The sequence below is a fragment of the Paenibacillus sp. FSL H8-0457 genome (assembly GCF_038051935.1).
GTDB classification, from domain to species: domain Bacteria; phylum Bacillota; class Bacilli; order Paenibacillales; family Paenibacillaceae; genus Paenibacillus_AQ; species Paenibacillus_AQ lautus_A.
Genome location: NZ_CP150293.1, coordinates 2,347,068 through 2,363,588 on the forward strand (window position 1 = coordinate 2,347,068; position 16,521 = coordinate 2,363,588).

Below are 16,521 nucleotides of genomic sequence, written 5' to 3' on the forward strand. Positions count from 1 at the left end.
CTGATTTTACAGGCATAACAAACAAGCCGATCCTACCGGATCGGCTTGTTTGTTATGCAACTATTCAATATACAGCTAGCATTTTCAGGCTGATAAAGTTCAAGGGGGTTTATCTGATTTCATGAAGTCGGACTCCTTCATCAAACGGTTTGCTATAATGATGGGAGTAAACGGCTTAAGTAAGGGAAAAGGGTGAAGAAGATGAATGAAACGGAATACATAAGGGAAACACCCGCGAAGATCGGGAAAGGACAAGGAGCGGTGCTCATGCTGCAGGGCACGGCTTCGGATGTAGGCAAGAGCATCGTAACGACCGCGCTGTGCCGTATTTTTCTGCAGGATGGTTATCGCACGGCTCCATATAAGTCGCAAAATATGGCGCTTAACTCCTACGTGACGCTCGATGGCAAGGAGATCGGCAGAGCGCAGGGCGTGCAGGCCGAAGCCTGCGGCATAGCCGCAACAACGGACATGAATCCGATCCTGATCAAGCCGATTAAAGATATGCATTCCCAAATCGTGATCCACGGCGTGCCCGAAATGCAGATGAGCGCAATGGATTACCGGACGAAGTTTCTGCCGAAGGCCAAGGGGATCGTATTGGATGCGCTGGACCGGCTCCGGAAGAAGTACGATATCGTGGTCATGGAAGGCGCGGGAAGTCCGGCAGAGATCAATCTCAAGGATCGGGATATCGTGAACATGAATTTGGCAGGATGGGCGGATTCTCCGGTCATTTTGGTTGCGGATATCGACCGCGGTGGCGTGTTCGCCTCGATTGTAGGAACGCTCGAACTCCTGGAGCCCCATGAGGCGGCCAGGGTCAGAGGGTTCATCATCAACAAATTCCGCGGGGATTTGGCGCTGTTGAAGCCGGGACTGGACTGGCTTGAAGAACGGACAGGCATACCGGTGCTTGGCGTCCTTCCTTACATTCAGGACATGCGAATCGAGGCCGAGGATTCCGTAGTGCTGGATGAGCTTCAATATCAAAGACAGGAAAAACGCGACCTTGATATTGTCGTTATCCGGTATCCGCGCATTTCGAATTTTACGGATTTTGATGCGCTTCGCTGGGAGCGGGATGTCGTCGTTCGCTTCGTCCAATCGGTGGATGAGCTCGGCACGCCGGACGTCATCATTTTGCCCGGTACGAAGGATACGATCAGCGATTTGGGGTTCATTCGGGATCGGGGCCTGGCGGATGCGATATTAAGGTTGACGCAGACGCGGGATGTGCAGCTGGTTGGCATCTGCGGAGGATATCAAATGCTGGGCGAGCGGTTGTCGGATCCGCATGCGGTGGAAGGCAGTGCCCGGGAAGCGGCGGGACTTGGACTGCTGCCGATGCGGACGGCTTTTTCAAAGCAAAAAAAGACCGTTCGCGTAAGAGGGGAATTGTCACAGGAACATCCTCTGAAGCTCGTTTTATCGGATACGAAGGCTATTTCGGCAATAGGGGCCTACGAAATCCATATGGGCGTCACCGAAAGGAGCACGGAGCCTGGCGGATCAGAACACCGAACGTTGTTTTCGATTGAAGCAGATTCGGCGGATTCTTTGGAAGCCGGAGAAGATATTCAAGCACATCCTGAAGGTTTAGCCACCGCCGATGGACGCATCTGGGGGTGTTATCTGCACGGCTTGTTTGACAACGATGCCTTTCGCAGGTCCTGGCTGAACGGCATTCGGGTAAATAAGGGACTGGATGCCATTTGTGAAACGTTCCAAGCGGAAGAACGCAAACTCGCAGAATACGACCGTGTGGCGGACATCGTGCGGAATCATGTGGATATGGAGAAGATTTATGAAATCACCGGCTGTACGCACCGAAAGCCATAAGGAATAGATCCTTTAGTTTGGGCGATAGTGAAGAATAGGAGGATAACACCATGCGGCGGCATGGTGTTATTTGCGTGGAGAGCGCAAATGGATCAGGTGCTATTTTAGAAAAAAGTTGATTAATTATAGGATAGGGGGGTATACTAATTACAGAAACGGATGATAAGTCATCTTACAGCATATCCAATGAATGGAGTGATAGCGCATGTTGAATAAGAAGGGTACTGTGCTAACCTTAACGAGCATACTTGCAATTGGATTAATGACATCATGCGATAATGCGAGGCAGGCCCCGGATACAGGCGGCCACGGCGGGAACCATAATCAGGAAACCGTAAATCCGGAAGAGAACGGGCACAGTGGGCACGGAGGCGGGCATGAGACGGCCTCGAACAACTACCAGGCTGAGTTTACATGGAATGAACCGGCAAGCGCAGGCACCGAAACAGAGTTAACGATTCAGATTACGGACAACAACGGTGGACCCGTCCAGGAATTTGATGTCAATCATGAGAAGCTGCTGCATCTGATCATCGTGAATCGCGATTTGTCATTTTTCAACCATATCCATCCCGATTACAAGGAGAACGGCGAGTTTACCGTGAACACCACGTTTCCCGCCGGCGGCGAATATAAATTGATTGCGGATTTCGTGCCGAAGGGCGCTGGAGGGAGCACGCTCAGCGAATGGGTTCAGGTGGAGGGAGAAGAAGGAGAACCTTCGGCCATTGAGCCTGACTCCAGCCTGATCAAACAAGTCAACGGCAAGGAAATCGAACTGAGCCTGAACAATGCCTTATCGAATGAAGAGGTCGTGCTCACCTATCATATTCAGGATGCGCAGACGAAGCAGGGAATCAGCAATCTGGAGCCTTACCTAGGCGCGGTCGGTCATGTTGTCATTCTGTCCGCAGACGCCGAGAAGTACATCCATGTGCATCCTCTTGACGAATCGAGCACCGGTCCCAATGCGGAGTTTGCGACTACCTTTCCGCATAGCGGCATCTACAAAATCTGGGGACAATTTCAGCATCAAGGTGAAGTGATGACCGTGCCTTTTGTTGTTGAAATCAAATAATTTTTGTTTAAGGAGTGATCGACATAACAGAGCCATTGAAAATCTACACCATACCCACTTGCAGCGATTGCCATCATGCCAAGCGTTACTTCAAGGAGCAGCAGGTTCCGTACACGGAATATGATTGCACGCAGAATCCGGAATATCCGGAAGAAGTGAGACGTCTGACGGGAAAACAGATCGTGCCTACGATCGTTATCGGCGACAACGTATTTATCGGATTTGCCGATAACTTTCAGGAAATCAGGGAATTGATTAAATAAGCTAGGTTCATGGATATAAAAAAATGAAGCATGGATCGGTCCTCGCCGGATGATCCATGCTTCTTTTTTATGGAGGATAAAGAATCGCTTCGCATGAGTTACCAAAGTTCGACGCAGGTCAGGTCGTACGTCGTCGCCAGTTCCTGCCGATGCCGATAATAGCTCTCTTCTTCCTGTTAAGACGATGGACGCTTACGGATCAGCTCAATCACGCTGGCGAAGTCGTCCCCGCCATAACCTTCCTCTACCCGTCGTTTCATCAGTTCGAAGATCGGCGCGAATGTTTCGGCGCTGACGCCTTGTACCCTGCTGACCTCCCCGATGGTGTCATGAGCGGCTTGCATCGCCAGACTCGCATCCTTGGCGGAATAATCTCCGGTATCGATCTGATTTGCCATCTCCGGCATGGTGAAGATCATGGCTTGCAGAAACGGAATCAGCAGCGTTGTCGTGAAATCCGCTGCCTTCGTGCCCTCGGAGCCCGCAAGCGCCACGGCATGGATGAAGCCGCCGAACATGCCGTACATGCCGCTTAGCAGTGCCAGGTCATTCAGTGGAGCGAGAGCAGGATCGGAGCCTAAATAGTGACTAGTCCCTAAGCGTTCTAAGACCTGTTTATATGTTTCGTAAGCAGTTTGAGAACCGCTGTAGAGTATGACGGCATGAGGCGTGGCGATCAGGGAAGGCACGGCCATGATGCCGCCATCCAGATATTCGGCGCCCTGGGTTCTCATCCAGGTCCCCATCGTGCGGGCCTCTTCGGGAGTGCCGGTTGTCAGATTTACGACAACCTTGCCGGAAAGCTTCTCCCTCATGGGTTCAAGAATATGGCGGGCGGCATCATAATCAAGTACGCATACAATCAAGAGGGGACTGGCGGCGATGGCATCCGCGATGTCCGTAGTGCCGGAGGCACCCAAGCCTACAAGTTCAGCGGCTTTTTCAGGCGTGCGGTTCCAGACGGTGGTGACATATCCGTTGTTCACGAAGGTGCGGGCCAGTTTGGAGCCCATGGCGCCTAATCCGATTACGGTTACCGGACCAAGGATAGAGCCGTCCGCCTGCGCATCGTAAGGATGATTACCATTAGAAAATCTCTTTGGATTTGTATTCATCGGTATAACCCCTTTCTGGGTTTGGGATGATACCCATCCTAAAGTATGACACTAGTGATAATGTCAAGAGAGACGATGATCATGAAAATGGATGCTACACCTTATAAAACGTAAATAATCAGGCATTGCGCGTCTAGAATGTTCGTTTTCAAGAGTTTTTTAATGGTAATTCGAAGGTGTAAATAATCAGTAGCGATGTTATTATATGGATTGTGTCTTTTTGCAGCAAATTTTTCGTCCAAGCGCCGATAGCCCATCATAGATTTTTGAAACGATTCCCAATATAATGCGTAACAATACTCACTGCTTTAAATGGAAGGGGTTGTCATCATGGATTATGGAATGAACGTTATTTTGTTTGAAAAAAGACCGGACGGTGAGCTGGTGCAGATTGAAGAGCGGGCATGGACGATGAACATGGTCGCTGCGCTGGAGCACGTGAATTATATCGTCGCGGGCGGCAGGGAATATGAAACGATCGAAGGCAGATTAAACGTGGACACGGGCAAACTGGAGCTTCTGCTCGTTCCGATGCGGAACGATTAATTCTGTCCGAAAGGAGACATCATCTTGAGTAATGAAAAAGACAAAAAAGACCAGCCCGCTTCCAAATGGCTGACGCCGGAAGGCAAACCGATTCGAGTCTTGTCAAGCTCGCTCGGCATCGCCTTGTTGGCGAATGCGTTTCTGGTGTCGGGCGCGGCAGCGAAGGATCTCGCTTCGGAAGCGGTTACCTCATCAGAAGAGCCGCAGCTGGTATCCTGGTCGACGGAAGAAGTAAAGAAGTATTTTGACAAGAACGTGGACTGGAACATCCCGTTCCCTAGCGCAGAAGAATTCGAGGAAGAGCCGGCGGAAGGAGCATCCGCAGGATCAGGCGGGGGAACGACGGTAATCAATAACTATGGCGGCTACAATTCCGGTTTCGGCTGGGATGATCTGCTGCTCTACCACATGCTGTTCAACAACGGCTCCTACTATTCCTCCAGCGGATGGTACAACAATCATCGCGGATATTACGCGAATAACGGCAAGCCTTACAAACCCCGCACGTATTCGAGCGGTACGTTCCAGAACAAACCGGTGGTGAACTCCAATGTCCGTCCCAAGACCTCAACGTCCTCTTCGGGAACGATAACGCGCCGCTCCACATCGTCCAAGTCCGGCGGCATTGGCGGCAATTCCAGCGGCTTCAGCTCCTCGGGTTCGAAATCCAGCTCCAGATCCGGCGGTTTTGGCGGATGAGCCGCGAAAGCGTGTTTACCGTTTCGGGACTGCCTGACCCCAATCGGAATGGGCGGGTATCGGAGCTCGCAGAGCTTGGCTTTACCTGGGCGAATTTGGAAGGGGAAGCCTACTGGATAGATCAAATCGTCACCATACGTCAAGAGACCTATCGCGAGCTGGAAGAAGCCGCTGCGGTACTGTGGGCGACGCTGGACAAAACCGTACGTTACGTCCATCGCAACCATCATATTTACAGCTTGATCGGCATTCCGCCGGTTCTGTGGCAGATGCTGGACGAATGTCCGCTGCCGGAGGAAGGGTTGATCAGCCGGTATGCCAGATTTGACTTTGCGATTGCCCATGACGGCAGCATCAAGCTGCTGGAGCTGAATGCGGACACACCGACAGGGTATGTTGAGGCTTCCATTGCAACGCCGTGGATGTGCGCTCAGGCCGGCATCTATTCTCCCAATGAGCGGATGCAAGAGCTTGTGGCACAAGCGTGGGCGGCAGAGCGTCCGGATACGGCCGCATGCATTGCTTACGGCGAGCATCTGGAGGACTCCGGCACGATCGAAGCTTTGGTCCGGCACAGCGGGCTGGATATCAAGCTGGTGGATTGTCTGGATCTATGGGTGGACGAAGGCATGTTGAAGGACGGCGAAGGCCGGGAGATTCACCGGATGTTTGCTCTTTATCCGAAGGAATGGATGTCCGTCGATGATGGCGGGGATGCGCTTGCCTATGCCATCGAGACGGGGCGACTCCAGCTGTTCAACTCGCCGCACAGCATTCTGCTGCAGTCCAAAGGCTTGCTGGCCGCCATGTGGGGCATGTATGAGCTGGGCCTATTGTTCGATGAGCAAGAACGTGAAGCGATCGTTAAATATATGCTGCCAACATACAACAAACCGGTGTTCTCCGGCAATTTCGTATCGAAGTCGATGTTCGGCCGAGAGGGTGGTTCTGTCAAACTGTACGACCAGACAGGACAACTCGAGTTAGAGGATCAGGACGGATATGATACTAGCGTCATGTTTCCGACGGTCTATCAGAGGAGGGCCGAGCTGGCTCGCGTCGAGACGGCGGAAGGGGAATTTCATTTGCTGACGGGGTTGTTCGTCCTTAATGGTATGCCATGCGGTTTGCTGGGACGGGCGGGCGGTTTGATTACGGGCAATTCGAGCCATTTTATCGCAATGGGAGTGAAATAAATGCAGTTGAAACAAGAGAAAAGGCAGCAAAGCGGTGCTCCGAAGGGAAAGAGGAAACCTCCGGTCGTCCTGGCGGTGCTTATCTTATCCCTTTTGGTTTTAGCGCTGAGCGCATGCTCCGGCGGCAGCTCCACCGTGTTCCATACCGGATCGGAGGAAGTATCTTCAACCTCTAGTCGCGTGCCTTGGGACTATCGCATCATTGAAGGGACCGTCGGCGATTTGATTGGCGGCGACATGACCGTCCTGCCGGATAACGAGCTCCTGCCTAACGATAACAACTATGCTACAGGGGACAAAATTTGGACGCTGCAATTCATGGACGCCGAGCTGACCACGGATGCGAATCAGCGTAACGATATCCGGTTATCGTCCTGGCAGACCCTTAAGTCGTTCAAGGATAAAAAGACGGCGGAATCGGATTTGGCCAACCTGAAAGTGACCGTCAAAACCGACGTGAAGCTGGTTGGGGTATATAAAACAACGTACAAAAAAGACACCAGGCATTTTGCCGTCGTTGAGCTGCCGACGGGCAACCGGATCAAGCAGCCGATCGACGAGAAGCGTTATGCCGCAATGGAGAAGAAGGACACGGTTGATGTTGTATTGGAGGAAGTGCATGATTTCGCCGATTACGACTTGGCCTATGCAAAATTTCGGGGGTGGGCGGATTGACGGTCGTCATTAATATTGTTATAAGTGTGATCTGTATTATCGTGCTTCAATTGCTGGGCATGCTGATTTTCAGCTGGATGACCCGGTTTAACGACATGGAAGAGCTGAAGAAAGGCAATGTCGCGGTTGGTCTGGCATTCGGCGGCAAGTTTATGGCAACGGCCATTATTTTGGGCATATCGGCATATACGAATTCATCGATATGGCATATGATACTGTGGTTTGCCGTTGGATATGTATGCTTGATCGTTGCCTATTGGGTATTCGAGCTGGCGACGCCGGGTCTTCGAATTTCCGAGCACCTGCAAAAGGGCAACGTAGCGATCGGCATCCTGCTGGCGATGGTGTTCATCGGCACAGCCTTTGCGATCAGCAGCCTGATCATTTAGGCCGATTTGCACCCATGGGGAGAGGAGCAGGAGCGTGCACTTTTTTCTGAGATTATCTTTGAAAATGATGCGTCTGCGTAAAACAACGATCAGCGTGATCGTGGTGCTGTTTGTGGTGCTTTGCTCGACCCTGGCATTCCTGCTGGAGCCGGAAACGTTTCACCATTGGTTTAACGCCCTTTACTGGGTGCTTACCACGATGGCCACCGTAGGTTATGGCGATTATTATGCAGCTACCGTACCGGGCAAGATATTAACGATATTCATCTATATCTTCGGTATCGGGCTGCTCAGTTTAGTGATCGGTAAAGTGATCGAATCGTTTGGAAGCATGCAGCGGCAGAGAGGAGCGGGCAGGTTGAACTTTAAGGGCAGCGGCCATGTCATCATTATCAATTGGAGCAAAAAAGCGATGTCCGCGATCGACGAGATTCTGTCGTATTCGCCGCAGTCCGAGATCGTGGTCATCGACGATTCCAGCCGGCATCCCGTGGAGCATCTCGAACAGGTGCATTTTGTAAGCGGCGATCCTGCATCGGATGACGTGCTGATGAGAGCCAACATTCTGGAGGCCAAATCGGCCATTGTCTTCGCGGACGCCCGGATCGACGAATCGGCGCTGGTGGACGGCAAGTCGCTCCTGATTGTTTCGAGCATCGAGCGGATAGCGCCGGACGTACATACCACGGTGGAGATCATGCAGGAGAAGCATGTGCAGAATTTCCGCCACAATCAAGTAAACGAGTTTGTCCTCTCGCACGATGCCGTTTCCCGATTGGCGGTGCGGGCAGCGCTGCAGGAAGGAAACTCGGATGTGCTGATGCAGCTGCTCAGCCGCCAGCACGGCGACGATATTTACGAAGTGGCATTAAACCCCGCATGGAAGACCTACGGGGATGCATTTCAGGATCTGCTGCGGCAAGGAGCGACGCTGATCTCCGATCGCAGTGACCTCAGCATCAACCGCAAGCTCGATTTGCCGATTCCGCGGGATGCGAGGCTGTATGTGGTTTCGGACGAAGCGACCATGAACCGGATTGCCGGTAAGCTTGCTTGAGGGGCTGCGAACATTTCATTAAAAGACCATGCTGTCTCACGTGAACGGGTGAGGCAGCATTTTTTATTGCGAAGCTGCCAATTACGAATTGACGTTTCGAATTCATATGCGTTAATCTGCTTGTTCCAGGTGGTCGGTGTAAATCGACTGCTTGACCTGCTGGATTCTCGGAAATGACACTTGGGTCAGCGGTCGGATGTCATGGGTAACGGCAGCTGACTCCTCGATTGAGGGTTGTCGGCAGCCAAAGTATGGGACATCCGTCGCGGATGAATGGATATATTCCAAAGTGAAAACGCCCCTGTTTAAACAGTGGGCGTTTTTTCATATGGGCTTCAGATCATGTCTCTAAGCATGTTCACGCTGCTCTTCTCCAGTGCCATGGGAAACAGCTTCACCTTGCCGGGAGCTAACGATCGAACCTCTTCATATACGGCATCAGAGGCATACACCTGATCGGATTGCTCGATCCGCTGCAGCAGGTCTTCCCGATGATCCAGACCGGCCAGGCTGGCACGGACCCCATCGATACCGGCTTCTTGAACGCGGCCGGCCATCCACTGCGCACCTGCCTTCCCCAGGCAGACAAAACTGAGATGGCTGCCAGGTGTCAGCCGGGCAATATCAAGCAGGACCGACGTTTCCGCATTCGCGCCAATAACGAAAGCTTTTTTGTCGTATTTGCTGCACAGGGCTTTGACTTCGGAATCATGATTAAGCGTCGTGACAATCAGGCTCGAATAGTCGAACGCTTCGAGCAGCGCTTGTTCTCCCGCCAACAAATCCTCCAGAAACACCGTTTTGACTTCCGCGCCGGTAATTTCCTCAATCGCTTTCTGATAGAAGGGGAAATCATGCCCTTTACATTCGATGAACAGAATTCGCCGCTCTGCGTTCAGGACAGGCTCCTGCAGCAGCGTATAGGCAAGGGATGCGGCAAAGAACTCGCTCGCCGGGATATGAAGGGAGCCCAGCTCCTCCGTCGTTCGCTCTGCGAGCTCATGCATCAGCTTTCTGCGATTTCGAAGCTCTTCTACCTGAGGGTTGTTCAGAACCTGCGTTCCTTTGCCTTTATGCATGGAGACGATCCCCTCGTCCTTCAGCTGGTTGTACACCAGGTTTACGGTGTTCCGGTTCAGACCGAGGTTATCCGCGAGCGCGCCCGCCGGGGGCAGCATATCGAATGGTTCGATCTGTCCAATACCAATCAGCCACTTTAGCTGTTCCTTGACTTGCGTGCTGACATTCATGGGAGCGTGCGGGTCGACTCGAAGCATGAGCTTGTGTGCCATATCGAGACCTTCTTTCCTAGTCAACTAGTAATTTAACTTTACACAAAAAACTGAAAATATACAACAAAGGTATTGACAAGTATAGTTTTAAATCGTTATTTTATATATAACTAAATAACTAGTTAATTATGAATATGGAGGGTTAATATGAAGGATCAAGCTGATTCTTATTTGCAGAAAATGAAAGGGGGGGCTAGAAGTCCGTTGACCGTTCGTCCCATGAATCTCGCCGTTGGCTTTATCGGGGGTGCCGTTTCGATCGGCTTACTGGCCCTTCTCTCCGCGCTCGCAGGAAGTCCATGGATCATGGCGCCCTTTGGGGCGAGCTGCGTGCTGGCGTTTGCAGTATGGGATGCGCCGTTATCACAACCAAGAAACCTGGTCGGAGGGCATCTTATTTCCACGCTTACGGGACTTGTAACGCTGGAGGTCCTGGGTGACGGAATATGGGCCATGGCGATCGGGGTGGGAGCCGCGATCAGCCTGATGGGAATGACCAAGACGACCCATCCTCCCGCCGGCGCAGACCCCTTGGTCGTTATTATGGCTGGCAGCGGCTGGTCATTCCTGTTCACGCCCGTGCTCGTCGGATCGGTCATGATCGTAGTGGTGGCTCTGCTTGTCAATAATGCGGTAAAGGAACGAAGATATCCGACTTTTTGGTAGTGAAGGCAGTTTTTTCTTTGATGAATAAACGGTAATCATGGCAAGTTCTTCAATCTCATATCGTCAACAACAGACCCGGACCGACAATGGACCGGGTCTGATTTATGTTGTCGCACCGCAGATTTGAACATTAACCAAACTAATTTATATAACGCAATGAGGGGAAATCCAAACCGAAATCCCGAAAAATAGGCGATACTTACCACTTGATCCTGGTTATCAAATCTATAGAATATTACACAATCCCGGTACAGGACTCTATTCTCATTTTGGATAAAAGGTTAATATTGCCAAACCTTTACAGAATGCGGTTCTCAGCCGTTTTTTTATACGACTTTGGTATCAAATTTGTCATAACTATGGATAATGATGTAAAAATGACCGGAACTTTAGCAATTTTTTTGCGTTTAACATTACGATTCGCGAAAATTTTCTGAAAATATTCGTAAATCTCGCTGTATCTCACGGATGGGATGAAGTCGTTCGGTTCCAGCCTTGTCAGGGCAAACGCACATTGGTTTCACACAACTAACATCAGGCTGTGAAGTTGTCAATGAACAGGCAGGAAGGAGCAGCGATTTGATTTATCGGGGGAAAATTATGGAAGAAGTTTGTTTTACTTCTTTTTGACTACTATCGAGATCGGAAAAGTTGGTAAAGAAGGAATATGGTATCGGGAGCGCATCGGCTATAGAATGACGAGTATGGCTCAGTCGTCATATGTCGGTGCAGCAACAAGCATGTCAAAGAAAGGGCAGGTGAGCAACGAAGACGATGAGCAGGCGAAAATGGTGGGTTGTCGCAGCATTTTGCACTATAGTGCTTCTCTGCGGTGCCGCTGTAATCTTAGGATATCTACGGCCGTCATTAAAAACGTATGCGGATGCGGACGGCGTGAAAATGAAATTCAAAACAGAGGGAACCTCCTTTCTGGTATATGAGGATGAAGAGGTTTGGAAAGAGGTTTTTGCCAAGGGCGTGAACCTGGGCGCAACCGTACCCGGGCATTTTCCCGGCGAGCTGCCGGCCACCGAGGAAGATTATCTGCGCTGGTTCAAACAGATCGATGATATGGGAGCAAACGTCATTAGGGTCTACACGGTGCATAATCCGGTCTTTTATTCCGCGCTGGTGAAATACAACCGGGATAAAGGCGATGATCCCCTGTACTTCATGCAGGGCATCTGGTCGCCGGAGGAGCAGCTAATCGAGCGTCGGGATGCGTATGACGAAGAAATCGTCCAAACGTTTAAAGCGGAGATCTCGAAGGCAGTCGCTGCAGTTTACGGGGATATCAACGTTGAGCCCAAGCATGGGCAGTCGAGCGGCAAGTATAAGGTCAATGCGGGCAAGTACCTCATGGCCTGGCATGTGGGTACGGAATGGGACCCAGCCATGGTTGATAACACCAACAAGGTACATAAGGGTGTCCCTCAGTATAAGGGGTCCTATTTCTCGGGGACGAAGGACGCAAGTCCCTTCGAGAATTGGCTGGCATCTTTATTGGACTACACGGCTGCCGAGGAGCAGAAGTACGGGTGGCAGCATCCGATGACATTTACCAATTGGGTCACGACCGATGTGCTTGAGCATCCGGGGGAACCGCTGTTTGAAGAAGACCTGGTGTCCGTCGATGCAAGGCATGTCGAACCGGTGAACTGGGATGCGGGATATTTTGCGGCATACCATGTGTACCCGTACTATCCGGATTTTTTCCGGACGGACAAAACATTGCAGACCCTTCCCGACGGGGACGGTGGCTACAACACGTACAAAGCCTATTTGCGAAAATTGAAGGCAGAGTTCGAGGATATGCCGATCATGGTTACCGAGTACGGCGTGCCTTCCTCCATCGGTATTTCCCACCACGGTCCTGGAGGGAAGGATCAAGGAGGACATGACGAAGCGGAGCAAGGCGAAGTAAATGTCTCTCTGACCCAGGATATTTACGACGAAGGCTATTCCGGAGCGATCTTGTTCATGTGGCAGGACGAATGGTTCAAGAAAACATGGAACACGATGCCTTTTGAAATACCGGCAGACCGCCGGGCATTCTGGTTGAATGTGCTGACCAACGAAAAGATGTTCGGCGTTCTGGCGATGCAGCCGGGTAAAGCGGAACAAATTACGATCGACGGGGATTTGACCGACTGGGATAAGGTTCCTGAAGGGGAAGTCAAAACCTGGTCCGGTACGGCTCCGGGCGTAAAGAACATGAAATTGACGCATGACGAGGCTTATCTGTATATCGGCATGGAGCTGGACGAAGCATTTGATCCGAAACGTTCCAAGCTCTTCATCGGAGCGGACACCATCCCTGGCGGCGATATACCGAAGAAAGAGCTGGCGGGACGAACGCTCACCGGCGGGGCTTTGGAAACGTTGATTCAGGTAGGTCAAGAGGACGAATCCCAGGTAACCATAGCGCCATCTTACGATTTCCACAGCCGGCTGTACGGCAAGGAAGGCTATTGGATGCTGCCGGGAGAGGAAGCCAAGGGAACGAAGGACGATCCCGTCGTACCGGGCGGCTCGTTCCATTCCTGGAAGCTGGCCATCAGCCTGCTGATGAATCCGCCGGACACCCGATTCTCCCATCCGTTTGTGGATGAGACGGTGGGGACGCTGAAACGGGGAACCAGCGATCCGGAATCTCCGGATTTCAACTCCCTTACGGCATGGCAGTATCAAGACCGCTTCGTCGAGATGAGGATTCCGTGGATGCTTCTAGGATTCGGAGATCCGAGCTCGCTGCAGGTGCTGGACTACAGTCCGCTTCAAGACAAGCGCACGTTCAGCACGACCACGGCGGACGGTATCCGGCTGGTTCCATGGATCACGGAAAGATCCGAGAACACCGGCAAACCAGCTTCAGGATCGGGGCAGTCCATTAATCTGCAGGACATCGAGCCTTATACATGGGAGCTGTGGGAAGCAACCCAATACAGCGAACGCTTGAAGCAAAGCTATTACGATATGCAGGAAATATTCACGCGTCTCCCTGAAACGGGGCGGCAGCCAGATGCTAAATAAAAGGAGGAGCCATCGGAGATGTTTTCAAATTTAGAAATGGCATACGTCTTTGTCTATGTATGCCTCGGCCTGATTGCAGCCGGCATTATCCTGTTGTTCCAAATGAAGATCAAGCATAATGCCATACAAAGAGAAACGGAACGATTTACGGAAAAACACCATGATTACTTTGTGTATGTGCAGAGTCATCTGCATGATGATACCACGCTGGAGCTGCCGCCAGGCAAATTGACGTCGGCCGAACGCCGGGTCATCCAAGCCAAGTTTATGGAGTGGATCGAGCAATTCAAAGGCGACGCCAGAGAGAAGCTCCTGCGTTTGTGCCGGGACGCCGGGTTTGTGGAACAGGAAATTCGGGCATTATCCAGCATGAGGAAAGACCGCCGCATTGAAGCGGTCTACCGCCTCGGCGGGATGCGGGCGGAAGAGGCCGTTCCCCAGCTCCAGCAGCTGATGAACCGGACGAAATACGGTCCGATGACCATCATCATTGCGCGGGCAATTGCCAAGAGCGCGGTTTCGTCCCAGCAGATTCGGGAAATGTTGTCCAAGCTGCTGTCTTACGATAAAGCCATTCACCATATGGCTGCCGATATTTTGCTGGAGACCCGGCTGGATTCGGCCAGCCTCATGCGCAAGCTTCTGGACGATCCCGATCCAGGGCTAGTCAAGGTTTCGCTTGTTGCCATGTGGGGACAGGCCATTCCGGCCGTCGTGCCGGCACTCGACCGATTGGTCGGATCCGAGGAGAAGGACGTGCGTGCCGAGGCCGTCAAGCTGTATCTTGGCTCGAACCCGGCCCTGAAGGATGACACTATTGTGGCACTCATGAATGATCATGAGTGGGAAGTGCGGGCGGCAGCGGCGAAAGCGCTCGGACGGCTTCATGCCGCAGGCAGCATTCCGCTCCTGGCTTCAGCCCTGAAGGACGAGAATTGGCATGTGCGGAACAACAGCGCGGAGAGTCTTGCCATGTTGGGAGAACAAGGCTTCGAGACCTTGTGCCAAGCCGCGCTTACAGGAGAAGGTCCAGCCAGGGAAACGGCCCTGTACCGGATCGAACGGATCATGTCCAACGAAGGCGAATACGAGCAAGTGGAGCAAATGGTGGCATTTAATAAAAGAAAACTGGTGTACGATCGTTATTTCGGCGTTCAAACGAACAAACGGATCGGCACGGTTGCAGGAGTAGGAGGAGATTACACTGCTTAGAGATATCCTGCTCACTTACGGGATGGTGGCGATTTATTACGTCATGATCGTTAGCGCGCTTTATTTTGTAATTCTGATGTTTTCTTTCAGAAATATTAAGGATATTTTCAGACGCGCGACGTATTCGAAATACAATACGCTTTCGGGCTCGGAACTGGTACCATCGGTATCCTTGCTGGTCCCGGCCTATAACGAAGAGCTGACGATCGCGGAGAATGTCCGCTGCCTCATGACGCTGAACTATCCAACCTACGAGGTCATCGTCATCAATGACGGATCCTCCGACGAAACGCTGAAGGTGCTGATTGAGGAGTATGGTTTGACACTGCTGCCCAATCCGGAGATCCGCGGCAACATCAGCACGAACAAGGTGCGGGGCATTTATTATAATCCGCAATACCCGCAGCTATACCTCATCGACAAGGAGAACGGCGGTAAGGCGGATTCCTTGAACGCGGGCATCAACCTGTCCCGTTATCCGCTGATTTCTTCCATCGATGCGGATTCATTGCTGGAGAAGGATGCGCTGATCCGGATGGCCCGGATGTACATGGAGAATCCCGAGGAGACGGTGGCGATCGGCGGCGACGTCCGGATTGCCAATGGCTGCGTGATCGAGAACGGTGAGGTTAAGGACGTATCCTTGCCGCGCCGGATGTGGCCGATGTTTCAATCGATCGAATATTTGAAAGCTTTTCTGGGGGGCCGAATCGGGTGGAGCCATTTCAACGGGCTCATCATCGTCTCCGGGGCCTTCGGTTTGTTCCGGAAAGACTATGTCATTGCGGTTGGCGGCTATCGCGGCGGTTACCCCGGCGAAGATATGAACATCATTATCAAGCTGCACCGCTATATGCTGGAAAATAAAATCAAATACCGCGTTTCCTTTTGTCCGGAAGCGGTGTGCTGGACGCAGGCGCCGGACAGCTACAACATTTTGTCCAATCAGCGCAAGCGCTGGGGACGCGGAAACTTGAAGAACATGATCGAGAACCGGGATATGGTGTTCAATCCGAAATATAAAGTCATGGGCTTGTTGACAATGCCCTACAACGTTATTTTCGAAGCGCTAAACCCTTACTTCAGAATTACGGGCCTTCTGGCTCTGCTTGGATATGTTTTGCTGGATATGACAAATTGGCATGTGCTGGTCGTGTTCGGGCTCGTCAATTTTTTAAGCGGGTACCTGCTCAGTGTGGGAGCCCTCATCCTGGAGGAGATGGCCTTCCGCCGGTATACCAAATTGTCCGACCTGGTGAAAATGCTCCTCTTCTCGGCGCTCAAGTTTGTGGGTTACCATCAGCTTGGCGTGCTGTGGAGAGTACAGGGACATATTCAATATTTGCAAAACAACAATTCATGGGGCACCATGACCCGGCAGAGCTGGAAAGATAAGAACGAGGCGGCTTGACTTCAAGGCCCGGTTCAAATGCAGCATCAAAATATAAAGAGAGGTGG

General features: G+C 51.8%; 15 protein-coding genes. 13 read left to right on the forward strand and 2 right to left on the reverse strand.

Features of this window, described 5'->3' with window-relative positions:
* Positions 1-201: 201 nt before the first annotated feature.
* From MHI43_RS10210 to MHI43_RS10220, 3 genes are all read left to right on the forward strand, one after another.
* Entirely contained in the window at positions 202-1,842 is a 1,641-nt protein-coding gene (locus tag MHI43_RS10210; RefSeq protein WP_036665788.1) for a cobyric acid synthase, read from the forward strand.
* Between the two features lie 205 nt (positions 1,843-2,047).
* Positions 2,048-2,920, forward strand: a complete 873-nt coding sequence (locus MHI43_RS10215; RefSeq protein WP_036665787.1) for a hypothetical protein — start codon at positions 2,048-2,050, stop codon at positions 2,918-2,920.
* A 14-nt stretch (positions 2,921-2,934) separates the two neighbouring features.
* Positions 2,935-3,183, forward strand: a complete 249-nt coding sequence (locus MHI43_RS10220; protein WP_015734392.1) for a glutaredoxin family protein — start codon at positions 2,935-2,937, stop codon at positions 3,181-3,183.
* A 176-nt stretch (positions 3,184-3,359) separates the two neighbouring features.
* Here MHI43_RS10220 and MHI43_RS10225 read toward each other — a convergent pair whose 3' ends face one another.
* Entirely contained in the window at positions 3,360-4,298 is a 939-nt protein-coding gene (locus MHI43_RS10225) for an NAD(P)-binding domain-containing protein (protein ID WP_036665786.1), read from the reverse strand.
* 330 nt (positions 4,299-4,628) lie between these two features.
* Here MHI43_RS10225 and MHI43_RS10230 point away from each other — a divergent pair, with 330 nt between their 5' ends.
* Genes MHI43_RS10230 through MHI43_RS10255 form a run of 6 tightly spaced genes read left to right on the forward strand, consistent with a single transcriptional unit; the run spans position 4,629 to position 8,860 of the window.
* Complete coding sequence (locus MHI43_RS10230) at positions 4,629-4,844, forward strand: hypothetical protein (protein ID WP_015734394.1); 216 nt, start codon at positions 4,629-4,631, stop codon at positions 4,842-4,844.
* Between the two features lie 24 nt (positions 4,845-4,868).
* On the forward strand, positions 4,869-5,543 hold the full coding sequence (locus MHI43_RS10235) for a hypothetical protein (RefSeq protein WP_009592614.1): 675 nt from the start codon (positions 4,869-4,871) through the stop codon (positions 5,541-5,543).
* Positions 5,540-6,739, forward strand: a complete 1,200-nt coding sequence (locus MHI43_RS10240; RefSeq protein WP_036665785.1) for a glutathionylspermidine synthase family protein — start codon at positions 5,540-5,542, stop codon at positions 6,737-6,739. The genes MHI43_RS10235 and MHI43_RS10240 overlap by 4 nt, the downstream gene beginning before the upstream one ends.
* The gene (locus MHI43_RS10245) at positions 6,740-7,414 is read left to right on the forward strand and encodes a hypothetical protein (RefSeq protein WP_036665783.1); all 675 of its coding nucleotides are present in this window, start codon (positions 6,740-6,742) and stop codon (positions 7,412-7,414) included. It abuts the gene before it with no gap.
* Positions 7,411-7,803 carry a DUF350 domain-containing protein gene (locus tag MHI43_RS10250; RefSeq protein WP_009592598.1) on the forward strand — a complete coding sequence of 131 codons (393 nt, stop codon included), beginning with the start codon at positions 7,411-7,413 and terminating at the stop codon, positions 7,801-7,803. Before MHI43_RS10245 ends, MHI43_RS10250 begins: the two co-directional genes overlap by 4 nt.
* Positions 7,804-7,837: 34 nt before the next feature.
* Positions 7,838-8,860: a potassium channel family protein gene (locus MHI43_RS10255; RefSeq protein WP_015734398.1), complete on the forward strand. Its 1,023-nt coding sequence runs from the start codon at positions 7,838-7,840 to the stop codon at positions 8,858-8,860.
* A 335-nt stretch (positions 8,861-9,195) separates the two neighbouring features.
* Here the strand turns inward: MHI43_RS10255 and MHI43_RS10260 are convergent, their stop codons facing one another.
* Positions 9,196-10,152, reverse strand: coding sequence for a GntR family transcriptional regulator (locus MHI43_RS10260; RefSeq protein ID WP_015734399.1), 957 nt, complete (start codon positions 10,150-10,152; stop codon positions 9,196-9,198).
* A 147-nt stretch (positions 10,153-10,299) separates the two neighbouring features.
* On the opposite strand from MHI43_RS10260, the gene MHI43_RS10265 reads away from it, so the two are divergent.
* From MHI43_RS10265 to MHI43_RS10280, 4 genes are all read left to right on the forward strand, one after another.
* Positions 10,300-10,818, forward strand: coding sequence for an HPP family protein (locus tag MHI43_RS10265; RefSeq protein ID WP_015734400.1), 519 nt, complete (start codon positions 10,300-10,302; stop codon positions 10,816-10,818).
* 900 nt (positions 10,819-11,718) lie between these two features.
* On the forward strand, positions 11,719-13,851 hold the full coding sequence (locus tag MHI43_RS10270; RefSeq protein WP_235201900.1) for a hypothetical protein: 2,133 nt from the start codon (positions 11,719-11,721) through the stop codon (positions 13,849-13,851).
* An 18-nt stretch (positions 13,852-13,869) separates the two neighbouring features.
* Entirely contained in the window at positions 13,870-15,063 is a 1,194-nt protein-coding gene (locus MHI43_RS10275) for a HEAT repeat domain-containing protein (RefSeq protein WP_015734402.1), read from the forward strand.
* A 22-nt stretch (positions 15,064-15,085) separates the two neighbouring features.
* Positions 15,086-16,474 carry a glycosyltransferase gene (locus MHI43_RS10280; RefSeq protein ID WP_015734403.1) on the forward strand — a complete coding sequence of 463 codons (1,389 nt, stop codon included), beginning with the start codon at positions 15,086-15,088 and terminating at the stop codon, positions 16,472-16,474.
* The last annotated feature ends 47 nt before the right edge of the window (positions 16,475-16,521 follow it).